Source organism: Fusibacter tunisiensis (assembly GCF_016908355.1).
Lineage (GTDB): Bacteria > Bacillota > Clostridia > Peptostreptococcales > Acidaminobacteraceae > Fusibacter_D > Fusibacter_D tunisiensis.
The window spans coordinates 1-23,434 of sequence record NZ_JAFBDT010000022.1; the positions used below are offsets into that span (position 1 = coordinate 1).

Here is a 23,434-nt window from a genome sequence, read left to right on the forward strand (position 1 = left end):
ACCGTGGGGCACACGGGGATAGCTCGCTTATGCTGTAGCCATTAGGCTATTCGAACGAGAAGCCCCCACTTCTTAAGTGGTGGGAGTATGTCACAGAACGATTTTAAAACCACTGATTTTTACGCATTGATTTCAGTTTTGAATAATATAATTGTCAATGCCATTGATGCGATATCACAGACAGGCAGAATTGTGATTGAAGAAAAGATTGAGGATCAGATGATTTATTTTACCATTAGGGATAATGGCAACGGCATTGATCCCTCTGAATTGGGCATTATATTTGAACCTGGGTATTCAACTAAATTTAATGAACATACAGGCATTATGGCTTCAGGTATTGGATTGACACATGTTAAACAGTTGGTTGAGGGGTATTTTGAAGGTAAGATTGAAGTTTTTTCAAAATGGAACTCAGGGACCACTTTTCATATTTGGATTCCAGCACCTAAAATAGTAGAGACGCATGAAGTAAAAGATGAAGATGAAAGCAGGTAGATTATGAATTATAATTTCTATATTGTAGATGATGATAAGAGTATTGTCAGTATGTTGAGCCGTATTATTGTAAATCAAAACCTGGGGGATGTTGTGGGGAAGGCCTATGATGGCGAACAGGCAATTCAGGAGATTCCGGACCTTAAACCAGATATTGTTCTTGTAGACCTATTATTGCCTAACATAGATGGTATTACATTGGTTTCTAGGTTAAAGTTAATTGTCCCTGATATTCCGGTGGTAATGATTAGTGAAGTCTATGCCAAAGAGATGGTATCTAAGGCATACAGCAATGGTGTAGAATTTTTCATGAACAAACCGATAAATGTAATTGAAGTTATTAATGTTATAAAACGCATTGATGAAAAAATACAAATGAAAAAAATTATTCATAATTTTCACAATGCTTTTAAATCAATTGAAGCTTATGGTGGCATTGATCAAACACAAGAAGAGAAAACAAACCAAAAAAAAAGCGATCGAATGAGAGCCTTATTGAAAGAGCTTGGTTTAGTGGGAGAGTCCGGCAGTCGAGACTTAACCCATATTATTGAGTTTATTATAGAAAATAAAGCAACCAATCATATTCATGCGTCAAATTACAAACTTTCAGATTTTTATATGTATTTAAGTAGCAAGTATGAGAAAGAGTATGGCGAAAATGTCAATGAAAAAACCATAGAGCAGCGCATTAGACGAACAGTTGGACAAGCCCTTGAAAATATGGCTGAGTTTGGACTGGAAGATTATGAAAATCTTGTTTTTCAAAAATATGCTTCCCTTCTATTTGAATTTAAAGAAGTGCGTCGAGAGATGGATTATATTAAGGGGAATTCATCCAATAGGGGCAAAATTAACATCAAAAAGTTTATCATAGGCATTGTAAATGAAGTTGAAAACAAACAAATATGAATAAAAAGAAATAAACTTTCGTAGGAAAATGTAACAAAATGTCGGATTTTGTAGGTCAAAGGGCATAATAGTATCATCTTATAAAAGGGGGAACTGTTATGAAAGGAAAAAGTTTGACGTTTAAAATCCTAATGGCGATGTTGCTGGGTGTTGTAATTGGCCTTGTTTTAAATCCCATGAATGGCAACGTAATTGTTAAAGATTATCTGATTGATTTTGCTTTTACATTGGTGGGATCTGCATTTATTGCTTTTATTAGTATGATGGTTGTACCACTTGTTTTTGTTTCGCTCACCTTGGGTGCAGCTCAAATAGGTGATGTGAAAAAACTAGGCCGTATAGGTGGAAAAACTTTAGGTTTTTATTTACTGACAACTGCAATTGCCATTACACTTGCAATTATTATTGGATTAATCTTTAAGCCAGGCACATTTATGCAAATTTCGGGCGATTTCACATATGAAGCAAAAGAAGCGCCTGCGCTTGTAAATGTACTGATTGATATGATTCCAAAGAATCCAATTGGCTCATTGGCAAGTGGAAATATGCTTCAGATTATTATTTTCGCTTTGTTTACAGGAACTGCAATGACGTTACTTGGTGATAAAGCAGCAAAAGTAAAAGCAATTTTTGAAGAACTCAATGAGATTGTTTTAAAAATGGTAATGATGGTTATGAAAATGGCACCATATGGGGTTTTTGCATTGGTGGCAAAAACGATGGCAACCTTTGGATTTGATGCGGTTGGGTCTCTTGCAGCATACATGTTATGTGTTATTGGTGGTCTGCTTCTTCATGCACTCTTAACCTATCAAGGACTCCTTTTTGCAACTACAGGATTGAATCCAATTAAATTTTACAAAAATTTCTTCCCAGCGATTGCGGTTGCATTTTCAACATCATCGAGTAATGCAACGCTTCCTGTAACCATAGAAACAGTTGAAGAGCGATTGGGTGTTAATAAAGAATTGGCCTCATTTACATTACCACTCGGTGCCACCATTAACATGGATGGAACTGCTATAATGCAAGGTGTAGCAACTGTTTTTATAGCGCAGCTTTATGGAATTGATCTTGGCATTGCAGATTTCCTTACTGTAATTCTAACAGCAACTTTGGCATCAATTGGTACAGCTGGTGTCCCTGGTGTTGGCTTGATTATGCTCTCCATGGTGTTAACTCAGGTTGGTTTGCCAGTTGAAGCCATCGGATTAATCTTGGGAATTGATAGAATTTTAGATATGACCAGAACTGCCGTAAACATTACGGGTGATGCAGTTTGTACATTAATCGTTGCTAAATCAGAAAATGAATTGGACGTTGATGTGTATAATGCAGAAAACGTAAAGGCTTAACCCAAACGATTAACGTGTGAAACCGCCTCAAATGAGGCGGTTTTTTTTAATGGGTTTCAAGATCAATTTTATGCTGCTCAAAGACCCAAGCAGCATCTTTTGAGCGCGTTTCGTGTGCACTGTTTGCATAATCTTTTATAGCGCGTAAATCTTTTGGTCCATAGTGCATGGTTACAGGGCCTTTAATGCAGCCCCCTTCACAAGCCATGCCTTCTAAAAATTCAAAGTTATGTTTTTTGACTTTTAAAAGTTTTAGGGCTCGGTCACAAGCCTTGATGCCATCTGCGGTTTCTATTGTAACACTTGATTCACCGGATTCTCTTAAATGTGCAGCGATGGAAGCCCCGACACCACCAGAAGCAGCAAAACTTCTACCGTATAGTGATGCGTTATCTAGAGGTGAAGGGTCCATTTCACTTAAATTCATGGAACGTGCGTCAATCATAGCTGCTAGTTCCTCGAACGTTAGGACATAATCTGTATCTTTTTGACGGTTTTTTTCGCTTTTTTTTGCAATGCATGGGCCTATGAACACTGTGATGGCATCAGTGTCAATGGCCTTGATTAAGCGTGACATGGCCGTCATTGGCGAAACGGTAGTGGATACATGATGCATGAGTTCGGGAAACTTTAGACCAATATAATTAACGAAACCTGGACAGCATGAACTGGTTAGGGATTTGCCCTGGGAGAGGACGTGTTTCAGTTCTTCGCTTTCATGAAGTGTCACGGCATCAGCGCCAAGTGCAACTTCTACCACATCTTTAAAGCCCAACTTTTTAAGTCCAGTTATGACTTTACCAAGTTCCACGAATTGAAATTGAGTAACAAACGATGGTGCAAGCATGGCATAAACATTTTTTTTGGATGATTCAAGTGCTTGAATCACTTTCACAAGCTCTGATATTTCTTGAATTGCACCAAATGGACAACCATATACGCAAGCGCCACAAGAAATACACAAATCATAGTTAATAACAGCTTTTTTTTGGGCATCGATTTCAATAGCGCCAGTAGGACACAAACGTTTACATGGACGCATAACATCAGAAATTGCACCGTAGGGGCAAGCATCTTTGCAGCGTCCGCATTCAATACACTTGTCATAGTCAATTACAGCTTTTCCTGAAATTATGGTAATTGCATCTACTGGACATGCACCGACACATCTGTGTGCAATACAGGCTCTGCAGGTTTCTGTTACAGTGAACCGATTGACTGGACATTGATCACAGGCAATGTCTATAACTTCAATGAGTCTTTCAGGTTTGCTAGATTGACCTATAGCCAGTTCCACCATTTTTTCTGTTATAGCTCTTTCATGGAATACGCAACATCTGTGAGTGGGATCAGGCCCTGGAAAGAGCCCTTTTGGAATTTCCAAAGGTGCTTGCTCTATTAAATTTTTAAAAGCATATTTTGACACCTCAGTTAGGACGTCGCTTTTGATTTTTTGTACATAGTTTTCATATTTTCTCATGAATGTCCTCTTTTCAGTCAGTGCACTTTAGCAGGACTTCTTTTCCTGCTTTTTTCAGTTCTTTTATCAAATCTTCTACAATATGAGTTTTAATGCTTAGATCTTTTGGAAAATCCGGGTTTTGATGGGCTGGGTTTATGGCGCTACCAAGCCAAAATTGAATGTGAGTTGTTTCCTCAAGCAATAATTTTAACAGCTTTGAAACCCCATCTTTTTTATGAAATATAGGTTCACTGCACGTTTTATTGATATTTTTAAGTGTATTGAGAGCCATTTTAAGTGTTAATACGCCTTCAGTCACTAGATTTAAGCCGTCAATTTCAGCTGTTGGGGGCACAAATGGGTCTAGATATTCTAGATTTGTTCGAACTTCTGTATTAAGTTCTCGTGCGATAATATTAGCTGCAGTGCCACCGCAAACCACTTTGAGCCCTTTTTCTTCAATAAAAGCTTTGACGATTTCTGGGTCTCTGTCATCACGTTCAGGCGGACCTGTTAAGACCTGAGTCCATTCTGCTTTTCGAAGTTTTACTGTAACAGCACTTGTATCATCACCTGGCATGTCTTCATATAAGTTTTGACAAGTTTCCAATAGTCGCCTTGTAAGTTTTTCTGCAGTTTTTACATTTTGCTGTTGAAGAAAATCTGCTACGTGTTGCCATTCCCAACCATGATTGAGCAGTTTTCCAACACCCGCATGTATGACACCGTCTGACACCATAATGAGGGCATCATCTTCAACAAGATCAATTTCACTAACCCAAACTTCTTTGTTTGATGAAATCATTTTTGTCTTTTTGAGTGGGCATAAATTGCCATGATGCAAGTAAAAAATTGGCGGATTATCAAACTCAATAATTCTTGCATGATTTTTAGAATCGATATCTAAAATTGTAAATGTTGAATAGCCAATTTTTCGAACTTGACATACAGGAAGTGTTTTTGTAATGGTGTCAATTGTATCCATAAGGTCTGCACCTTTTGAAAGCATCGTGCTCATGATTTTACTGGTTAAAGTTGCAAGAATATTTGCCTTAACACCACTCCCTAGACCATCAGCAAGAACAACAATTAGCCGGTCATCCAGTTTGCTGACTTCGATGTGGTCTCCACAGAGTTCTTCTCCGTATTTATGGAGTGCGTGGTGTGAGACATCTAAATAATAAGTGTCTTTCATTCGTATGTGCCTCCATCTGATAAGACAAGAGATTTCAACTTATTGAGGCCAAGTTTTGTTTCGGCTGTTGTTTCGCCTAGCAAACTGGCAATCTCTTGGGCCACTTGCATTTGGTGGTCAATAACTTCTTGACATGTAAGTAGAGTTTCCTGCTTTACACGTTCTAATTCTTGACGCTTTTTTTCAACTTCTGTAATGTCTGTAAAAATCCCTATATAGTGTTTCCCTTCAAAGAGTCGCATGATATTGGCAAAAAAAGTACGGTCGATTGCGTCGAGTGTAATCTTTTTACTTATACGTGTTTCCGTGGCATCTTTTATATCCTGAATTATTTGATGATCTATGAGAGCTGACACAGGCCAATGAAGCAATTTAATCTTTGTTGCATTGAACAAGCGATTAAAAGATGGATTGACTTCAAGAATTCGCATGTTTTCATCTAAAATACAAATTGCATTAGGACTGGTTTCAAAAATGGTGGACTGCATGCCCTCTGCTTTCCGTCTTAAAAGGGCCATACACAGATGAATATCTGAGTGCCCTCTACTGACTGCAATTGCTTTTTCATAGCATGAACTGTACCCACAGGCCCCACAATCCAATTGGTCTTGCTTCGTATACTTGCCCATTTCAAGAAGGATTTCGGAAATTTGGCCTTCATCTATCTGAGGAAAAGAGACCACCTTGGATGAGAAGGTATGTCTTAATAAATCCTTATTTACTGAAAAGGGATCTGATATTTGAGGTTGATTTTCTGATTTTTTTTGTGTATGGTCAACATATTCAGAAATTAGCTCGATTCTTTTATATAAGCTGGGAGCGGATTCAGGCATGTCTGGCCCATTAATACAACTACCTTGACAAATGTTGAGTTCGGCACAAAATCCGCTTATTTCACCATTAGATACTCCTTTCAGAAATTCTGTACATGCCTCGATACCATTTACATTTATATGGGCGTAATGTGTGCTAATTCGGGTTTTTAAGTCCTGTTTCCATAAACTCCCGCCAATTGGATATGCTTTGCCTCTAGAGGTTGTGGGGGTGTCAAAATCTGATATTGGCATTTTATCTAATGTTATTGAAGCAGTTTGAAACCATTTTTCTAATTCTTTGAATGTGATAACCGCATCTATGCTATTGGTGTAAGAAATGGCTTCTGCTTTTTTTGCTAGGCACGGTCCTATAAAAACAACAAATGTTTCAGAACCGTGTCTGTCTTTTATGTCGAATCCATGTGCTATCATAGGTGATACAACGGGAATGACACTTGGAATTGCTTGGCTGTATTTGTGTTCGATTAATGTATTTGTAGAGGGGCAACAACTGGTTATAATGTTTTTACAGCCGGACTTATCAATATAGGTTTCATATTCTTCGGAAACGATTTCTGCCCCTCGCGCCGTTTCTTCAATTATGTCAAACCCCAATTTTTTTAGTGCAAAAGCCATTTGATTCGGATGATTCATTTTAAAAGCACCTGCAAAGGAGGGCGCCAATGAGACGGCTGTTTTTTTGCCGGTCTTCACTTGGTTTTGTACAGTTTCTAAATCTAAATGAATTGTTAGTGCGCCTGTTTTGCATTGCATTTGACAAATGCCACATTTAATACATAAATCATTTATTATGGATCGGTTGTGTTTTGTAAATGAAATTGCCTTAGTCGGGCATGCCCTTAGGCATTTAAAACACTCATCACATTTTTCTGAGTCAAATTCAATGAATTTCATCATCTGCTTTCTCCTTAAGTGTTTTCATAAAATGGGTTACTTCATCAGGACGTATGGATTGAATGGGGTTTGAATCCACTTGAATAGAAACAGCATTCCCACATTTGCCAAGGCAGAAGGAAGATTTTAATTCTATGATTGAGCTTAAATTGTTTTCTTCAATGTACGCTTTCATACGGCGGATGACATCATATGACCCTTTGATATGACAAGCACTTCCTATACAAATTTTTAATATCATAAAGGACCTCCTTAAACTTTGTGTTAATATTATCACAAAGGTTACCCGGTTTCAATCCGATTTAAGACATTATATTAATAAGTTTCAGTCGCAAATCAAGAAGAGTTGTTAAGGAAATTTCATGGTTTGATAATTAACAAATAGAGTGTGCACAATTAACTTAGGCAAACAAACAACTTGTTAATAATAAGAAATACATATTAAAAGCAAGAAACATTTCAAACTAAAATAAACGTTAAATATTAAACGATCATTTTAGTTTTCAAGGTCTTCGATTTTCGGTATACTGTAATATGATAATGAGGTGTAAACAATGGAATTTTTTGATGTTAAAATTAGAAAGACAGTCTATAGAATTAAACCAATTCGTAGAAAACGAAAAAGCATGCAAATTGAAATTGAACCTGACGGGAAGATTAAGGTTGTCGCACCAATAGGGATGCCCATTTGTCTTGTAAAATCTTTTGTAGAAAGTAAGGTAGGTTGGGTTGAAAAGACGATGAATAAGTTGGATCAAATGGATTGGATTAGGTTAGATGATTTTAAGAATAGTCCTTGCGAAAGTCTTGAATCAGTTGAAGATAGAATGAAAGCAAAAGCGGAAAGTGTTCTAAAAGAGCGGCTTTGTCTATATGGAAAAAGCATGGGGATACAACCCAATAAAGTGATTGTAAAATCACAAAAAAAAAGATGGGGGAGTTGCAGTTCCAGTGGAATTATTAGACTTAATTGGAAGTGTGTTTTGTTAAAACCTGAAGTGATGGACTATATTATTGTGCATGAGCTCTGTCATTTACGAGAAATGAATCATTCAAAATTATTTTGGAAAGAAGTAGAAAAAATCTTGCCAGATTATAAAGACCGGCAAGATCAACTTAAAAAAATTAAATTTGAGTGCTAGAGGTATCGAACAGATACGGCGTTTCGGCCTGCATGTTTGACATTAAAAAGTGCTTGATCGGCTTCGCGAACCAAAAGATCATAAGAATGAACAGTTTTGTTTAATTGAATGACAGCACCAAAACTGCCTGTAATGCGTATTTTATCTTTAGAAAGTTGCTGAATAACAAGTCTTAATCGTTCGCATTTTGCATATAACTCATCGGGTGAATTGCCTTTAAGAAACAGTATGAATTCATCCCCACCATACCGGCCAATAAGTTCATCGCTTCTTGTTTCACGCTTTAGGATCTTGGCGAATTTAACGAGTATTTCATCGCCTGTTATATGCCCATAAGCATCATTAATAGCTTTAAACTGGTCTATGTCCACCATGACAAGTGCAATATAAGTGTTGTTTCCAGTGTTTTGAATGAGAAGTGTTTCTGCTTTTTCCACAAACACAGTGCGATTATAGCATCCAGTTAAGTGGTCGAAAGTGGCTAGAGTGTAAAGCTGCTCATCTGATTTTTCCTTGAACAACATAACAATCCCTGAACCACTAATGAATAAGTACATGAACATGGAAAGCATAATCATCGCATTTCCAATACTTGGAATTTCAAGGGCGTATAAATGTTTGAAATCAAATATTTCAAGCAACCTGTAATAGTGGGAACTGGCAATAAACAATAAAAATAAAGAAATTGCTTTTCCTAGGAATGAAGCAGATGCATATCTGTATAGGGCATAAGCAGCTAGGGTCATAAAAATTGCAAGCGTTAGCGTTACAATTCCAATTCTAAAGTGAGAATAACCTGGGGTGAATCCCCATATAAAAGATAAACCACTTGTACACCCTGCGACAGCATAAATGACCTTGCTGTATCTTGGTTGTAGGTGTTCTACAAATTGCAGAATTGTTAATAAAAGTCCCGCACTTCCCAAAATAATACCAATATTTCCAATTGCGGTTAGCAGTTCACTTATAGGCATTGGGTATTCACTGATGGCAAATGTCGTGAAGGCTAGCGTAAACATTGCTTGAGAAAACAAATGCAAACGATTGATTTTATTGAGATGATTTTTTGTATAAATGACCATGAAAATAAATACAACGAGGTAACCTATAGCATTGGCGTATAAAAGTGTTAGGATTTCCATGTATGCCTCCTAGTGGATTTGTACTCATTATAACATGAAAATAGTGCGTTGGCCCTAGTCAATTTAAAGTTTAATATATTTTTAAAGAGAAGTAATTTAAGGATATGTGTAACGAAAAAAGAGTGTGATATAATAAAAGACCTAAGGAGAAAAAAATATGAAAAATAGACGTGTTGTTTTATTGATTTTAATTGCTGCAGTCCTTATGGTAGGCTGTTCATCCTCTGAGATTGTCAGTGAATCTCCCGAGGCTTATTTTGAGTTTAATCCCGAAACGGGTTATATTAAAAAATTTCATCCAAATGGGTTAAAAGGTGATTTGCCAAATTTGGAATATGTGGTGGTGCCTGAAACGATACAGGGAAAAACTGTTTTAGGAATTGGACACATGGCATTTAACAGCGCAAAAGATGTAAAAGGGGTTGAACTTTCTTCAAGAATTGAAGTTATTGATACCTACGCATTTTATGGTGCTGAACAAATGGTGACAGTTACAATGCCAGATTCAGTTGTAGAGATAGGAGATTCTGCTTTTATGGCGTGTAGCCAACTGAACTCTATTAAGTTTAGTGAGTCTCTAAAAGTGATTGGAAAGGATGCTTTTAAAGGGTGTGATGCTTTTAGAGTTATTGAATTGCCAGATGCTTTAGAGGATATAGGGGCCTATGCATTTGCTTTTTTAAGTCATGTGGAATACATTGATTTAGGTGAGGGTGTAAAAACAATCCAAGAGGGTGCTTTTTATGGGACGGGTGGTCTTGTTTTAAGGGGAACTTCATTGACTTTTCCAGAAAGTCTAACACGGGTTGAATCGGAAGCCTTTGCTGGAATGATGTTGGTTGATGTTACAAATTATTCAAAAGAAATTCAAATTGCCGATTCTGAAAATGAAACGCTTCTTAAGTCTTTAATTGATCAAATTCAGAGTTTAGAAGACCCCAGAGGCTATTATTATTTAACTGAACAGTCAAATGAGTGGGTATGGGCATATGCGGGACTCGATGCTTATCATGCCCCGGTTAATCTTTCGCAAATAATGGTTCTTTTGTTAGGTGGATTGTCTATTATACGTGGCATATGGCTTATGTTAGGCAAAAGAAAAATGATCCGACCTGGACATTTATTATGGCTTTATGGACTGTTAATTATTTTTGTTATTATTCAAATGGGCTTTGACCCAAAAGGAACATTTTATATAAATTTAACTGGAAAAGATTATGGGATACTGATAGCCTTTATTGGGCTTATACTTGTCTATGTTCAGAATAGATTTAAACATGTTTATCACTTGATAAAATGGGATATGGACTCGGTTTTATCACGTGTTGAACAGTATTTAACTGTAGAGAAAATTGGTTTTAAAAGACGTGACATGGATTTAAACGGCTTAAAGAAATTGATTCTTGAAGACAACTCAGAAATATCAGTTGAAAAGAAAATAGGTGAAACCCATCTGAATTTGGGAAAAATTGAAAATCAAGAACGGTACGTGGCGATTAAGAACCTTTTTCGAAGTCCTATTTCTGGTGGTAAGCGCATAACTTTTGTATCAACAGGTGTCACGCATATAATTATTGGATTTTTAATTCTATATTTTTTTGGAACGATATAAATTTTGGAGGCTAAAATGTCAAATAGAAAGACACTGACCATTGAATCGGTTGAAGAAATACTTGAACGAAATGATCTTATGACTCAGACGATTCGTAATCGCAATATACAGATTCAAAATGAAACGGATGCGCCACAAAACGCAATAATTGTGACTTACGGATGTCAAATGAACGAACATGATTCTGAAAAACTCGATGCCATGCTTGTGGATATGGGATATACCATTGTAAGTAAGCTCGAAGATGCAGATTTTGTTATTTTCAATACTTGTGCTGTAAGGGAAAATGCAGAGTTCAAAGTTTATGGCAATCTTGGACGCATCAAAAAACTTAAAGAGACAAAGCCAAATCTAGTTTTGGCTGTATGTGGGTGTATGATGCAGCAGCCTCATATAGTAGAAGAAATAAAAAAGAAGTACAGATACGTAGACTTGGTATTTGGAACCCATAACCTTCACAATTTCCCAATTTTGTTAAATGATTATTTTGAGAAACACACGCAAATCATTGAAGTATGGGATTCACAAGGGGATGTTATAGAAGGTCTGCACGCCAATCGAAAAAAAGATGTAAAAGCCTTTGTCAATATTATGTATGGGTGTGATAACTTTTGTGCGTATTGCATTGTGCCATATACAAGAGGCCGCGAACGTAGTCGTAAGCCTGAAGATATAATTAATGAAGTACGTGAACTCGCTCAGCACGGTACGAAAGAAGTTATGTTGCTGGGTCAAAATGTAAATTCTTATGGGAAAACATTGGAAGCGCCTATGGATTTTGCAGATCTTCTACGGGCGGTAAACGACATTGAGGGAATTGATCGAATTCGATTTATGACCTCCCACCCAAAAGATATAACCCAGAAGTTACTGGAGACCATGGCTTCGTGTGATAAGATTTGTAATTATTTGCATTTACCCATTCAGGCTGGGAGTGATACGATTTTGTACAAAATGAATCGGAAGTACACCAAAGCTCAATACATGGATATTTTAAAAAGAGCTAAGGCACTAATGCCCGATTTGGGGGTTACGACAGACATTATCCTTGGATTTCCTGGGGAAACGGAAGCCGATTTTCAAGAAACATTGCGTGTTATTAAAGAAGTTTCCTATGATTCTGCTTTTACGTATTTGTATTCAAAAAGAACAGGTACGCCAGCTGCGACGCACGAGAATCAAGTTTCAGATGCTGATAAGCACGATCGCATGAATAGGTTGTTAGAGGTTTTGAATCCAATGATTGAAGCGAAAATGGCTACATTTAAAGACCGATTGGTTGAAGTGCTCGTTGAAGATTACTCTAAAACATCTAAAGAAGTTTTAATGGGAAGAACCCCTCAAAATCACACGGTAAACTTTATGGGTGGACCTGAGTGGATTGGTAAAACTGTAACCGTCAAAATTACAAGACCAAAAAGGTTTTCTCTCTATGGAGAAATAGTAGCGTCACAGGAGGGTTAATGACAATCGATAGAAGCAAATTGACGCCTATGATGAAACAATATTTTGAAATCAAAGATCAATATATGGAATATATCCTAATGTACCGCTTGGGAGATTTTTATGAAATGTTCTTTGAAGATGCAATTAAGGCGTCTCAGGCATTAGAAATTACATTGACAGCTAGAAATTGTGGCTTAGAGGATAAGGCCCCATTATGTGGGGTGCCCCATCATTCGGTAGATGGGTATATTAAACGGTTGGTGGATCAAGGCATCAAAGTTGCGATATGTGAACAAATGGAAGACCCTGCGCTTGCAAAAGGGATTGTAAAGCGAGAAGTTGTACGCATTATCACGCCAGGAACGATAACGGATCCAGATATGTTGGATGCATCTAACAATAATTATATTGCATCCGTTTCATTTGATGAGAATGGATTTGGTCTTGCATATTGTGATATAACAACGGGTGTGTTTAAAGCAACTGAAATGTCTCAGCGTACCACTCTTTTGGATGAGATTATTAAAATTGAGCCAAGTGAAGTCATTGTTCCTGAAGGTAGGGTTCTAGATGACACGATTCGTTCTTATTTGAATTCGGCTGACATTACTGTCACAGAGTATTTAGCCTATGCTTTTGAAACACATGCAAGTCGTCACGTTATTCAACGCTTGTTTGATGTGTTTTCAACAGAATCTTTAGGTTTTTCAGAGTACCCTATTGCACTAAATGCATGTGGGGGACTTTTGGCTTATGTTGAGGAGACAGCAAAAGTTCCATTGGCTCATATAACAGAAATTGACCTTTATACCCAAGGTCATTTTATGATGCTCGATAAATTTACGCGGCGAAATCTTGAATTGGTTGAAACCATGCGTTCAAAAGAAAAAAAGGGAAGTTTGTTATGGGTAGTTGATAAAACCAGCACAGCTATGGGCGCTCGGAAACTGAAAACATGGATGGAAGAACCGCTGCTGGATAAAGGGCAGATTGACAGAAGACTTGAAACGGTTGAAGTTCTTGTAGAGGATCTTATGCTAAGAAGTGATCTTAGAACTTTGCTCAAGCAAGTCTATGACTTGGAACGACTTGTATCCAAACTTGTTTATGGAAGTATGAACCCTAGAGATATGATTGCACTTAAAAATTCCCTAATGGTTTTGCCAGATGTTAAGGCGTGTATCCAGGGACAAATTGAAGGTGAGTTTGAAACAATTCATACGGAGATTTATCCGCTAGAAGATGTCAGGACGCTTATAGAATCCGCAATTGTTGAAGACCCTCCATTTACAATGAAAGATGGTGGTTTTATTCAAAATGGATTTAATGCAGATTTGGACGAATTGCGTGACATTGTAAAAAATGGGAAGAAATGGCTTCTTGAAGTGGAGCAACGCGAACGGGAAATGACGGGTATAAAAAATTTGAAAATAGGATTTAACAAAGTTTTTGGGTATTATCTTGAAATCTCAAAAGGCAGTGTTAAAGATGCACCAGATACCTATATTAGAAAACAGACTTTAGCAAATGCTGAGCGCTATATAACACCGGAACTTAAAACACTTGAAGAGAAAATTCTGGGTGCGGAAGAAAAAATAAATAGACTTGAGCAAGAATTGTTTTCAAATTTAAAAAGTCAAGTGATGGCTTCAATTACACCTATAAGAAAAACTGCAGGAGCTGTAGCGTCACTCGATGCACTTTTGGCGTTTTCTGAATGCAGTTATCGGTATGGGTATGTTAAGCCTAAAATAACAACGCGAGATGATATTCGGATCAAGAATGGACGTCATCCTGTTATTGAGCGTATTTTTAAAGACTCTATTTTTGTCCCAAATGATACGTACCTGAATGGAAAAGAAGACCAATTCTATATCATTACTGGCCCAAATATGGCAGGAAAATCTACTTACTTGAGACAAGTTGCATTGATAACTTTAATGGCTCAAATTGGATGTTTTGTACCTGCAGAAAAGGCTGAAATTGGGATTGTAGATCGAATCTTTACAAGAGTTGGTGCCTCGGACGATTTGTCCCAAGGTCAATCAACTTTTATGGTTGAAATGAGTGAACTTGCAAATATTTTAAACAACGCCACACCAAATTCTTTAATTATACTTGATGAAATAGGTAGAGGAACCAGTACTTATGATGGCCTCAGTATTGCTTGGAGTGTTGTGGAATACCTTGCTGAAAAATCGACAAAAACTCTTTTTGCAACACATTACCATGAACTTACTGAACTTGAAGGCCTGGTCAAGGGTGTGAAAAATTATAGAATTGCTGTAAAAGAAGCCAAGGATGATATTTTGTTTTTAAGAAAAATCGAACCAGGTGGCGCAAATCAAAGTTTTGGTGTTCAAGTTGCCAAGCTTGCAGGTGTTCCGATACCTGTTATAAAGCGGGCAAAAGAAATATTGGCAAAACTAGAAGTAAATGATATTAATAGAAATATTGAAAAAATGGGGGGTTCTGATTCTGCTAGAGAATCTTATTCAGTTAGCAGTTATGAAATTGACGAATCACTCTATAAGTACATTGAAACGGTTGAAGTAGATCAAATGACGCCAATTGAAGCAATGAATACCCTCTATACAATTGTTTCAAAATTTCGGGATCTTTAAGGAGCTTTTATATGAAAACAAATCGAATCGTGCGATTGGACGCAGGAACGGCAAGTAAGATTGCTGCTGGTGAAGTGGTTGAAAAACCTGCAATGGTGGTTAAAGAATTGGTTGAAAATGCCATCGATGCCGGCGCGAGTGAGATATTGGTTTCTATCAGTAAAGGTGGGAAAAGACTCATCCGTGTAACGGACAATGGCAGTGGTATCAACAAAGAAGATTTACCACTTGTTTTTGAAAGGCATGCAACCAGTAAAATTAGGACGATTGAGGACCTCTATAGTGTTGTCTCATTGGGGTTTCGAGGTGAAGCGCTTGCCAGTATTTCGGCTGTTTCCAATATAGAACTCATCACCATGCAAGAAGCCGATGAATCGGGCATTAAAGTTGAAGCATCGGGTGGGAAAATTCTTAAAACCACACCAGTAGGGGCTGTGAGGGGAACGTCAATTTCTGTTAAAGATCTTTTTTTTAATACACCCGCTAGATTGAAGTTTTTGAAATCTGATCAAGCAGAAACACGTGCTATAACAGAACTTATAAGTGTTTTGGCGATATCTCATCCGGAAGTCTCTTTCAAGTATGTTGTAGACGATCACCGTCAGTTTGACACACCTGGAAAGGACAAACTAGACCAGGCGATTTATTCAATTTACGAACCTGAACTTATGAAGCATTTGGTTGGTGTTGACGCACAGGATGGTGGCATGACTTTAAGGGGTTACATTTCTAAGTATGGGTACACAAAAGGCACAAGAGCTCACCAGTTTGTTTTTGTCAATGGTCGGTATGTTAAGAGTGACTTAATTAGAGATGTGATACAAATGGCCTATAAACCATATTTGATGCATAATCGGTATCCTGTATGTTTCTTATTTATGGACATTAAAGCAGATTATATTGATGTGAACATTCACCCGGCAAAAACAGAAATAAAATTTCACGATGAAGGTGCTGTTAAGCAGCTGATTTATATAGGTCTAAAAAAGGCTTTTAACTTATACAATCAGACACCAGAGGTTACTTTTTCAGAAAAAGAGGTTTTTAAAAAGCCAGAGGTACAGTCATATTCAGAAGTTGTAGAAAAACCTATAGAAAAACCTGTACAGAAATTTGTAGATAGACCTGTCAAGAAATCAAATTCTGAATTTGATGCTTCAATTATGGAAGCAATGGCTGCGTTTGGCAGGGAAGTGACTGTACCAGAGCAGGAAGTCGTTTTAAGTTCAGCATATGATGATCTTGTTTATATTGGTGTCTATAATTCAACGTATCTTATGTTTGAAAAAGAAAAGCATTTGGTAATGATTGATCAACATGCGGCCCATGAAAAAGTGTTGTATGAGCAATTTATGACGGCTTTTAATAAGCAGAAGGTAGAGGGACAATTACTTTTGATTCCAGAGCCAATTGAACTCAATAGTTTGGATTTTTCGAAATTAGAGACGGCAAACTTGTTTTTGGAGCAACTTGGGTTTTCCTATGATGTGTTTGGAGATCAGACGGTTGTTTTAAGAGCAATTCCATCACTATTTGGTGTGTCAGCAGCTCAAACCCTTTTTCTTGAAGTTTTAGAGGGAATTGAAGATGGTTTAACACGTCACATACAAGAAAAGATTGCATCAAAGGCTTGTAAAGCGGCCATTAAAGCAAACGACATCATATCAGAGATGGAAGTTGACGCTTTAATCAATCGGTTAAAAATGTTGAAAGACCCATATACATGTCCTCATGGCCGACCAATTATGATTCAGATTCAACATACTGAAATTGAAAGAAAGTTTAAAAGAATTATATAATGATTGTATGGCTGAAGATTAAAATATATAATGTAAGATAGGTGTTTAAATGAAAAAAGTAATTATGATTGCTGGGCCAACGGCTGTGGGCAAAACTGAACTTTCTATAAGGCTTGCAAAACGCATAAATGGCGAAATAATATCTGCAGACTCTGTACAGATTTACAAATCATTAACGATTGGATCGGCGAAGCCTACGCTTTCAGAGAAGTGTGGGGTTCCACATCATATGCTTGATTTTTTGGAGCCTAGTGCGTCATTTTCTGTGAGTGATTATGCCCATATGGCAAGAAAAACAATTGAAGATATTTTGAGTCGTGGGAAAACACCTATAGTTGTTGGTGGAACAGGTCTTTACTTCAATGCACTCCTATATGATATGGACTTTGGAAGTGCACCTGAAGATGTTGACTACCGACGCCATTTGGAGCACGTTTCAAATGACAAAGGCTCTGACTACCTCTATCAGATTTTGATTGAAAAAGATCCGGATACAGCAAATAAGATTCATCCCAATAACATACGCCGTGTAATACGTGCACTTGAAGTGATTCATATTACAGGAAAAACTATGGGAGACTTTGCAAAAGATCCTGTCCCTGTTTCTGAATATGACCCTATATTATTTGGACTGACGCGGTCTAGAATGAAATTATACGGACGAATTAACAAACGCGTCGATCTCATGCTTGAAGCGGGCTTGATAGATGAAGTAAAAAATCTAAAAAAAGATGGAATTGATGATAGTTGTCAATCAATGCAGGGTATAGGTTATAAGGAGGTTTTGGAATATCTGGACGACAAATACGATTTTGATACAATGAAATCTATTTTAAAACAGAGCAGTCGCCGGTATGCCAAACGCCAAATGACATGGTTTCGTCGGTATAAAGAGATTCAATGGCTGGATTTGGATGCCTATGCATCTTTAGATGACATTATAGATAGAATCCTGTCAACACTATAAAGAGAATATGGAGGGGGAACAATGAAAAACGCAATTAATTTACAGGATGTTTTTTTGAACCAATGTCGAAAAGACCAAACGCCAATCACTATATTTTTAGTGAGTGGTTATCAAATTCGAGGATTGGTTAAAGGCTTTGACAGTTACACCATAGTCCTTGACAGTGAAGGAAAGCAACAAATGATTTATAAACATGCTATTTCCACAATTATTCCTTCAAAAAATGTAAATTTTCAAGCATAATTAATGAGGAACGTTCAAGGGAATTCCCGGAACGTTCTTTGCTCTATTGAGAGGTTGTTATTTCATGCGTGACCGGTTATAATGTTAAAGGTTAGTTTATAAGAAAGGTTGGTACCAAACATGATGGATTTAAAAGCAATCAATGCAATTCGCGTATTGTCAGCGGAGGCAATTCAAGCGGCGAATTCTGGTCATCCTGGGCTACCGCTTGGGGCAGCACCAATGGCTTACACTTTGTGGTCAAAGGAGATGAGACACAATCCGCACAATCCGGATTGGCACAATAGAGATCGATTTGTGCTGTCAGCCGGACATGGCTCAATGATGATTTACGCACTGCTTAATTTATTTGACTACGGTCTTTCAATGGCGGACATCAAAAATTTCAGACAACTGAATAGTAAAACGCCAGGTCACCCAGAGTATGGTCACACCAAGGGGATTGAGATATCAACAGGTCCCTTAGGACAGGGGGTTGCAAATGCAGTTGGGTTTGCAATGGCTGAAGCTAAGTTGGCCGCTCACTTTAACAGACCTGAGTTTCCTGTGGTAGATCACCATACATTTGCGCTTTCGGGCGATGGCTGTCTTATGGAGGGTATTTCTTATGAAGCCGCTTCTTTGGCGGGAACCCTTAAGCTGGGTAAATTGATTCTTTTATATGACTCAAATAGAATAACAATTGAAGGCAGCACAGATTTGGCTTTTGATGAAGATGTTTCAAAAAGATTTGAAGCCATGCATTGGCAAGTTCTTGAAGTTGAAGATGGCAATGATGTGGAAGCGATTCAAAAAGCCATTCAAGACGCCAAAGCTGAAACAGATAAACCGTCATTAATTGTCGTTAAAACTGTAATTGGATTTGGTTGTGCATCAAAACAGGGCTCTCATAAAGTGCATGGATCACCCCTTGGAGATGATGGGATAAAAGAACTTAAAGCGTTTGCGAACTGGGAAGGAACTGAAGCGTTTGATGTTCCAAGTGAGTTGCGCACATATATGGAAAATCAAGTGGCGGCTTTATCGAAATCTGAAACAGAATGGAATGACTTGTTTAAAGCATATGAAAAAGCATATCCTGAACTGGCAAAAGAATACAAAAAATGGTTTGATAACAAAGCCCCAATGGCTTATTTAGATTCTGAAGAATTTTGGAGTTACCAAGAGTCAACAGCTTCAAGAAGTTCGTCAGGAAAAGTGCTGAATAATTTAGCAGACGTAATGCCAAATTTATTTGGAGGATCAGCAGACTTATCACCCTCAAACAACTCTGATATTAAAGGGAAGCCATCGTTCCATCCAGGGTCATATGATGGTGTAAATTTACATTTTGGTGTTCGTGAGCATGCAATGGCTGCCATCGTTAATGGCATACAAGCACATGGCGGTTTGCGCGCATATGCTGCAACATTTTTTGTATTTTCTGATTATATGAAACCGGCAATGCGATTGGCAGCTTTAATGAATTTGCCTGTAACATATATTTTGACGCACGACAGTATTGGTGTAGGTGAGGACGGGCCAACGCATCAACCGGTTGATCAATTGGCCATGCTTCGTGCAGTGCCAAATCTTCAAGTTGTAAGACCTGCAGATGCTAGAGAAGTATCGGCCGCTTGGTATATGGCTATGACTTCAAAAAGCAGACCGACAGCCTTGGTTTTAACAAGACAAAAATTAGAAGCGCTTGAAGGGTCCTCAAAAGAAGCACTTAAAGGCGCCTATATCGTTTCTCCAGAACAGAATAAATTAGATGCAATTCTATTAGCAACGGGATCTGAAGTTGCCCTTGCAGTTGATGCACAAAAACAATTGCGTATGAATGGCATGGATACACGCGTGGTATCCATGCCTTGTATGGAAATTTTTGAAGATCAAGAACAGTCTTATAAAAATAGAATTTTACCTAAAGATACGCCAACACTTGCTATCGAAGCAGGGAGTCCATTTGGATGGCACAAATATGCAGATGATGTCGTTGCACAGGAAGGATTTGGTCTTTCTGCACCAGGAGACACTTTATTTGACTATTTTGGGTTTACGGTAGACAATGTGGTTTCAAGCGTTAAAAAAATGTTATAGTGTGTTTTCGTGAAAAAAGTCCTGAAGCAGAGTGCTTCAGGACTTCTTTTTTTCTAAAAATGACATGGCAAACGACACAAGCAGTAAGACGATTGAAAGATAGTACCACTCAGTCCGTGCATCTATAGGGCAGACACCTTCAGGCAATCTTTGTCTTTCAAGTGTTGTTGAAATTAAGGTATAGCCACTGATGCCAATGGCTAAAACAAAAATAAAATTGGACAGTTTTTTCATAAAAGCCTCCTTTAAGTAAATATAACATAAATCGCTTGTCGTCAATAGTGGTATTTTTTACATATTTCATGTATACTGAACAAAAATGATGGGGAGGATGCTTTTGGACTTTATAATTTGGCTGCAATCATTTCAAAATCAATGGACAGATATTTTCTTTATAGCAGTGACTATGTTGGGGGAAGCTGCTTTTTATATTACAATTTTAAGTTTAACCTATTGGTGTATCGATACTTCCAAGTCTACTTACTTGGTTTTTATACTCAGCCTATCTGTTGCCCTTAATGGTGCTTTAAAAGAAGTGTTTAATCAAATACGACCAATTGGCGTGGATGAAATTCGATCAATTTATACAGAAACTGCCACTGGGAAGTCTTTTCCAAGTGGACACACGCAAACAGCGACTTCCTTTTTTGTAGGGCTAATGGTTCTTTTTAGGAAGAAAATAGTTTGGCTATTTTCAGGGCTTGCCATTGTCTTAGTGGCCATTTCCAGATTATATCTTGGTGTTCACTGGCCAGCGGATGTTATTGGCGGGATTGGTTTTGGAATATTAGCAAGTATATTGGCACATCTGATAGTTAACAAATTTGACCCTAAGGAAGTATTTTGGCCTTATGGTGTACTGGTTGTTATAGGCTTTACTGGACTTATTTTTTTTGATTCAGAAGTTTATACACAAGCTTTAGGTGTTCTTTCTGGGTATATCATAGGAAGCTATATTGAAAATAGATATGTGCGGTTTACTGTAAACGCACCTTTAAAGATTCAAGTTTATAAGTATTTATTGGGACTCATTATGACTGGCATTTTATTTGTGGGGATGAAATATAGTTTGCCTGATAGTTCACTGGCAGACGGTTTGCGCTATTTTGCGACTCTGGTTTTTGTAATTGCAGGTGCGCCAGCGATCTTTATCAAATTGAACTGGTCCAAAAGAATGGAGAACTAAATGTCAATGACTTTAAAACCTTATTTTATGCGATTAAATGATTTGTATGATGAAATAGAAACTGGTACGTGCATGGGGTGTACAAACTGCTGCAGTGAGTCAGTGAATATGTCTTATTTGGAGTTTCAAAATGTATATTTAAACTGTTTTAAAGATGGCATTCATGCTGATCCTGAACGCTTAAAACGTATTTTGACCTATTATTTATTTGAGTGGGTTAAACCAATGAAGTGTCCTATGTTGGACTTAGATGGGCGCTGTGCAATCTATGCGTATAGACCCTTGCCTTGTAGACTTTATGGCAATTTAAAATCTGAAGCATATGGGCAAAACATGCAGGGGATTAGAAGGCAGAATTTAAAAATAGCAAAAGATATGGCGCTTCAATATGGTCTTTTAATGCCAATTGATATGGTTAAACGTGAAATTCCTTTTTGTGAAACCTATGAATCCAAAGCGCAATTGTCTTATGATGCAGTTTTAGCCTACTACGATCGTTTGATCAATTTAGATGGCGAATTGGTGTTTAAAGGCATAATGAAGCCGACTCAATTTAATAAAAATCTAGTCGGCTGGTTTATGGATGCGTGTTTTGATGAAATTTCCGATACGCCCATAAGTCGTGAAACCCTATATGCGTTAAGATTTGATATTTTAAAAGCACTCCAATTAAGACGACATTTGGATTGATTTGTTTGCAGCTGCTTTCATGGCCTCGATTAAAGCATTTCTAAAACCATTTGATTCCAATGTGCTTACAGCTTCAATTGTTGTTCCACCTGGAGAGGTTACTTGATCTTTTAGCGCGCCTGGGTGGAGGTCTAAATCGAGGAACATTTTGGCTGAGCCCATCACTGTTTGAGCAGCCATACGATAGGCTTCCTGTCTTGGAAGACCTAGTAGAACGCCAGCGTCTCCCATAGCTTCAATCATCATGTAGACGTAAGCGGGTGAAGAACCATGAACTGCTATAGCTGCATGCATAAGTCTTTCTTCAATCACTGCTGACGCGCCAATTGCATTGAAAATGCGCTTTACGGTTTCATATGATGTATCGGATACTTGAATATTTGAGCAAATAGAAGTCATCCCTGCATTTACAGCAGCAGGTGTATTTGGCATTGCTCTAAAAATTTTTCCTTTAGGAATCTGATTTTCCAATTGGTCAAGCGTAACGCCTGCAGCTATGGAAATGATAATTTGAGTGTCGGTAAAAAGGTGGGCTGTTTCACTTAATACAGAACCAATTAGATGTGGCTTAACTGCCAAAACAATAATGTTACTGTTTTTAACAACTTCTAGATTGTTGCGTGTTGCATGGACCTGTAATGTTTTTTCAATTCTAGACAAACTTTCGGCTTGTTTAACACTGACAATAACGTCATCATGTGTAAATTCATTTTGTGAAATTAAACCTTTAACGATGGCACTGGCCATATTTCCACCGCCGATAAAACCAATTTTATACATTTGTACCTCCGACTTTTTCTTTTAGTTTAACATATTGATTAATTCATTGAAATCATATAATATAGTAAGATGCTGAAATTGATATTTGGAAAGGACTAATAAATGACTTTAAAAGAAATAATTGAAATTCATAATGAAGATGAAGTGCTTGAGGCACTCGAAGAGATGTATCCAGAAACAAAAAATCAGAAAGAAGCTTACCGTGAAGTTTTAGAATATGTAAGACATACTCAGACAACACAATTTGATGACTTTGTGATCCATATTGGGTTAATAGATCCTTCAAGCAATTCTGAAACTTTTGAAGATGGCGTGGATGAAGAAGCTTACTTAAGTATATCGGGATATAGTGAAAAAGAAAATCTCAACTTTGCTTTAGGGTTTTGTAAATGGGAGGAGTGGGCCAATGCTGAAATTATTATTGAAGCGGATTTAATGATTTCAGGAGATGAACTCGCTGCACTTTGCATTTATGAAATGACATTCTATGGATTTGATCAGGAAACTATTTTTAAAGAGTTACAAGATTTAGAAAATGGTATTACCAATGAGCTTTACCATTAATTTGA

General features: G+C 37.5%; 21 protein-coding genes. 14 read left to right on the forward strand and 7 right to left on the reverse strand.

What is annotated here, in order from left to right:
* Positions 1-87 precede the first annotated feature (87 nt).
* The 3 genes from JOC49_RS10535 (at position 88) to JOC49_RS10545 (ending at position 2,765) form a co-directional block, all read left to right on the forward strand.
* A complete protein-coding gene (locus JOC49_RS10535) occupies positions 88-498 on the forward strand; it encodes an ATP-binding protein (RefSeq protein WP_204664995.1) in 411 nt (136 codons plus the stop codon).
* Between the two features lie 3 nt (positions 499-501).
* The gene (locus JOC49_RS10540) at positions 502-1,410 is read left to right on the forward strand and encodes a response regulator (protein ID WP_204664996.1); all 909 of its coding nucleotides are present in this window, start codon (positions 502-504) and stop codon (positions 1,408-1,410) included.
* Between the two features lie 98 nt (positions 1,411-1,508).
* Positions 1,509-2,765 (forward strand): dicarboxylate/amino acid:cation symporter, encoded by a 1,257-nt coding sequence (locus tag JOC49_RS10545; protein ID WP_204664997.1) that lies wholly within the window; start codon positions 1,509-1,511, stop codon positions 2,763-2,765.
* Positions 2,766-2,811: 46 nt separating this feature from the next.
* Here JOC49_RS10545 and JOC49_RS10550 read toward each other — a convergent pair whose 3' ends face one another.
* From JOC49_RS10550 to JOC49_RS10565, 4 genes are read right to left on the reverse strand one after another with little or no spacing between them, the layout of a single operon-like run.
* Entirely contained in the window at positions 2,812-4,245 is a 1,434-nt protein-coding gene (locus tag JOC49_RS10550) for a 4Fe-4S dicluster domain-containing protein (protein WP_204664998.1), read from the reverse strand.
* Positions 4,246-4,258: 13 nt separating this feature from the next.
* Positions 4,259-5,422 (reverse strand): SpoIIE family protein phosphatase, encoded by a 1,164-nt coding sequence (locus JOC49_RS10555; RefSeq protein ID WP_204664999.1) that lies wholly within the window; start codon positions 5,420-5,422, stop codon positions 4,259-4,261.
* On the reverse strand, positions 5,419-7,155 hold the full coding sequence (locus JOC49_RS10560; RefSeq protein WP_204665000.1) for a [Fe-Fe] hydrogenase large subunit C-terminal domain-containing protein: 1,737 nt from the start codon (positions 7,153-7,155) through the stop codon (positions 5,419-5,421). The genes JOC49_RS10555 and JOC49_RS10560 overlap by 4 nt, the downstream gene beginning before the upstream one ends.
* Complete coding sequence (locus tag JOC49_RS10565; RefSeq protein WP_204665001.1) at positions 7,139-7,393, reverse strand: (2Fe-2S) ferredoxin domain-containing protein; 255 nt, start codon at positions 7,391-7,393, stop codon at positions 7,139-7,141. The genes JOC49_RS10560 and JOC49_RS10565 overlap by 17 nt, the downstream gene beginning before the upstream one ends.
* 313 nt (positions 7,394-7,706) lie before the next feature.
* Here JOC49_RS10565 and JOC49_RS10570 point away from each other — a divergent pair, with 313 nt between their 5' ends.
* Complete coding sequence (locus JOC49_RS10570) at positions 7,707-8,294, forward strand: M48 family metallopeptidase (protein ID WP_204665002.1); 588 nt, start codon at positions 7,707-7,709, stop codon at positions 8,292-8,294.
* On the opposite strand, the gene JOC49_RS10575 is transcribed toward JOC49_RS10570, so the two are convergent.
* A complete protein-coding gene (locus JOC49_RS10575; RefSeq protein ID WP_204665003.1) occupies positions 8,291-9,436 on the reverse strand; it encodes a GGDEF domain-containing protein in 1,146 nt (381 codons plus the stop codon). The two genes, JOC49_RS10570 and JOC49_RS10575, sit on opposite strands and share 4 nt — an antisense overlap.
* A gap of 157 nt (positions 9,437-9,593) precedes the next feature.
* Between JOC49_RS10575 and JOC49_RS10580 the strand changes: the two genes are divergently transcribed.
* From JOC49_RS10580 to tkt, 7 genes are all read left to right on the forward strand, one after another.
* Positions 9,594-11,048: a leucine-rich repeat domain-containing protein gene (locus JOC49_RS10580; RefSeq protein ID WP_204665004.1), complete on the forward strand. Its 1,455-nt coding sequence runs from the start codon at positions 9,594-9,596 to the stop codon at positions 11,046-11,048.
* Between the two features lie 78 nt (positions 11,049-11,126).
* Positions 11,127-12,512, forward strand: a complete 1,386-nt coding sequence (miaB, locus tag JOC49_RS10585) for a tRNA (N6-isopentenyl adenosine(37)-C2)-methylthiotransferase MiaB (RefSeq protein ID WP_423875509.1) — start codon at positions 11,127-11,129, stop codon at positions 12,510-12,512.
* Positions 12,512-15,118: a DNA mismatch repair protein MutS gene (mutS, locus tag JOC49_RS10590; protein ID WP_243423691.1), complete on the forward strand. Its 2,607-nt coding sequence runs from the start codon at positions 12,512-12,514 to the stop codon at positions 15,116-15,118. The genes miaB and mutS overlap by 1 nt, the downstream gene beginning before the upstream one ends.
* Before the next feature lie 11 nt (positions 15,119-15,129).
* Positions 15,130-16,917: a DNA mismatch repair endonuclease MutL gene (gene mutL, locus JOC49_RS10595; RefSeq protein WP_204665006.1), complete on the forward strand. Its 1,788-nt coding sequence runs from the start codon at positions 15,130-15,132 to the stop codon at positions 16,915-16,917.
* Positions 16,918-16,966: 49 nt separating this feature from the next.
* Positions 16,967-17,884 (forward strand): tRNA (adenosine(37)-N6)-dimethylallyltransferase MiaA, encoded by a 918-nt coding sequence (gene miaA / locus JOC49_RS10600; protein ID WP_204665007.1) that lies wholly within the window; start codon positions 16,967-16,969, stop codon positions 17,882-17,884.
* Positions 17,885-17,905: 21 nt separating this feature from the next.
* Positions 17,906-18,127 carry an RNA chaperone Hfq gene (hfq, locus tag JOC49_RS10605; RefSeq protein WP_204665008.1) on the forward strand — a complete coding sequence of 74 codons (222 nt, stop codon included), beginning with the start codon at positions 17,906-17,908 and terminating at the stop codon, positions 18,125-18,127.
* A gap of 120 nt (positions 18,128-18,247) precedes the next feature.
* Positions 18,248-20,209 (forward strand): transketolase, encoded by a 1,962-nt coding sequence (gene tkt, locus JOC49_RS10610; RefSeq protein ID WP_204665009.1) that lies wholly within the window; start codon positions 18,248-18,250, stop codon positions 20,207-20,209.
* A 36-nt stretch (positions 20,210-20,245) separates the two neighbouring features.
* On the opposite strand, the gene JOC49_RS10615 is transcribed toward tkt, so the two are convergent.
* Positions 20,246-20,443: a hypothetical protein gene (locus JOC49_RS10615; RefSeq protein ID WP_204665010.1), complete on the reverse strand. Its 198-nt coding sequence runs from the start codon at positions 20,441-20,443 to the stop codon at positions 20,246-20,248.
* 103 nt (positions 20,444-20,546) lie between these two features.
* On the opposite strand from JOC49_RS10615, the gene JOC49_RS10620 reads away from it, so the two are divergent.
* Positions 20,547-21,395, forward strand: coding sequence for a phosphatase PAP2 family protein (locus tag JOC49_RS10620; RefSeq protein WP_204665011.1), 849 nt, complete (start codon positions 20,547-20,549; stop codon positions 21,393-21,395).
* Positions 21,396-22,085 carry a YkgJ family cysteine cluster protein gene (locus tag JOC49_RS10625; protein WP_204665012.1) on the forward strand — a complete coding sequence of 230 codons (690 nt, stop codon included), beginning with the start codon at positions 21,396-21,398 and terminating at the stop codon, positions 22,083-22,085.
* On the opposite strand, the gene proC is transcribed toward JOC49_RS10625, so the two are convergent.
* On the reverse strand, positions 22,065-22,865 hold the full coding sequence (gene proC / locus JOC49_RS10630) for a pyrroline-5-carboxylate reductase (protein ID WP_204665013.1): 801 nt from the start codon (positions 22,863-22,865) through the stop codon (positions 22,065-22,067). The genes JOC49_RS10625 and proC overlap by 21 nt on opposite strands.
* A 102-nt stretch (positions 22,866-22,967) precedes the next feature.
* On the opposite strand from proC, the gene JOC49_RS10635 reads away from it, so the two are divergent.
* Positions 22,968-23,429, forward strand: coding sequence for a DUF6557 family protein (locus JOC49_RS10635; RefSeq protein ID WP_204665014.1), 462 nt, complete (start codon positions 22,968-22,970; stop codon positions 23,427-23,429).
* Positions 23,430-23,434 lie beyond the last annotated feature (5 nt).

Bases quoted from the DNA above. Each gene is read 5' to 3' on its own strand.
- JOC49_RS10535 (WP_204664995.1), top strand. From the start codon at position 88: ATGTCACAGAACGATTTTAAAACCACTGATTTTTACGCATTGATTTCA.
- JOC49_RS10540 (WP_204664996.1), top strand. From the start codon at position 502: ATGAATTATAATTTCTATATTGTAGATGATGATAAGAGTATTGTCAGT.
- JOC49_RS10545 (WP_204664997.1), top strand. From the start codon at position 1,509: ATGAAAGGAAAAAGTTTGACGTTTAAAATCCTAATGGCGATGTTGCTG.
- JOC49_RS10550 (WP_204664998.1), bottom strand. From the start codon at position 4,245: ATGAGAAAATATGAAAACTATGTACAAAAAATCAAAAGCGACGTCCTA.
- JOC49_RS10555 (WP_204664999.1), bottom strand. From the start codon at position 5,422: ATGAAAGACACTTATTATTTAGATGTCTCACACCACGCACTCCATAAA.
- JOC49_RS10560 (WP_204665000.1), bottom strand. From the start codon at position 7,155: ATGATGAAATTCATTGAATTTGACTCAGAAAAATGTGATGAGTGTTTT.
- JOC49_RS10565 (WP_204665001.1), bottom strand. From the start codon at position 7,393: ATGATATTAAAAATTTGTATAGGAAGTGCTTGTCATATCAAAGGGTCA.
- JOC49_RS10570 (WP_204665002.1), top strand. From the start codon at position 7,707: ATGGAATTTTTTGATGTTAAAATTAGAAAGACAGTCTATAGAATTAAA.
- JOC49_RS10575 (WP_204665003.1), bottom strand. From the start codon at position 9,436: ATGGAAATCCTAACACTTTTATACGCCAATGCTATAGGTTACCTCGTT.
- JOC49_RS10580 (WP_204665004.1), top strand. From the start codon at position 9,594: ATGAAAAATAGACGTGTTGTTTTATTGATTTTAATTGCTGCAGTCCTT.
- miaB (WP_423875509.1), top strand. From the start codon at position 11,127: ATGACTCAGACGATTCGTAATCGCAATATACAGATTCAAAATGAAACG.
- mutS (WP_243423691.1), top strand. From the start codon at position 12,512: ATGACAATCGATAGAAGCAAATTGACGCCTATGATGAAACAATATTTT.
- mutL (WP_204665006.1), top strand. From the start codon at position 15,130: ATGAAAACAAATCGAATCGTGCGATTGGACGCAGGAACGGCAAGTAAG.
- miaA (WP_204665007.1), top strand. From the start codon at position 16,967: ATGAAAAAAGTAATTATGATTGCTGGGCCAACGGCTGTGGGCAAAACT.
- hfq (WP_204665008.1), top strand. From the start codon at position 17,906: ATGAAAAACGCAATTAATTTACAGGATGTTTTTTTGAACCAATGTCGA.
- tkt (WP_204665009.1), top strand. From the start codon at position 18,248: ATGATGGATTTAAAAGCAATCAATGCAATTCGCGTATTGTCAGCGGAG.
- JOC49_RS10615 (WP_204665010.1), bottom strand. From the start codon at position 20,443: ATGAAAAAACTGTCCAATTTTATTTTTGTTTTAGCCATTGGCATCAGT.
- JOC49_RS10625 (WP_204665012.1), top strand. From the start codon at position 21,396: ATGTCAATGACTTTAAAACCTTATTTTATGCGATTAAATGATTTGTAT.
- proC (WP_204665013.1), bottom strand. From the start codon at position 22,865: ATGTATAAAATTGGTTTTATCGGCGGTGGAAATATGGCCAGTGCCATC.
- JOC49_RS10635 (WP_204665014.1), top strand. From the start codon at position 22,968: ATGACTTTAAAAGAAATAATTGAAATTCATAATGAAGATGAAGTGCTT.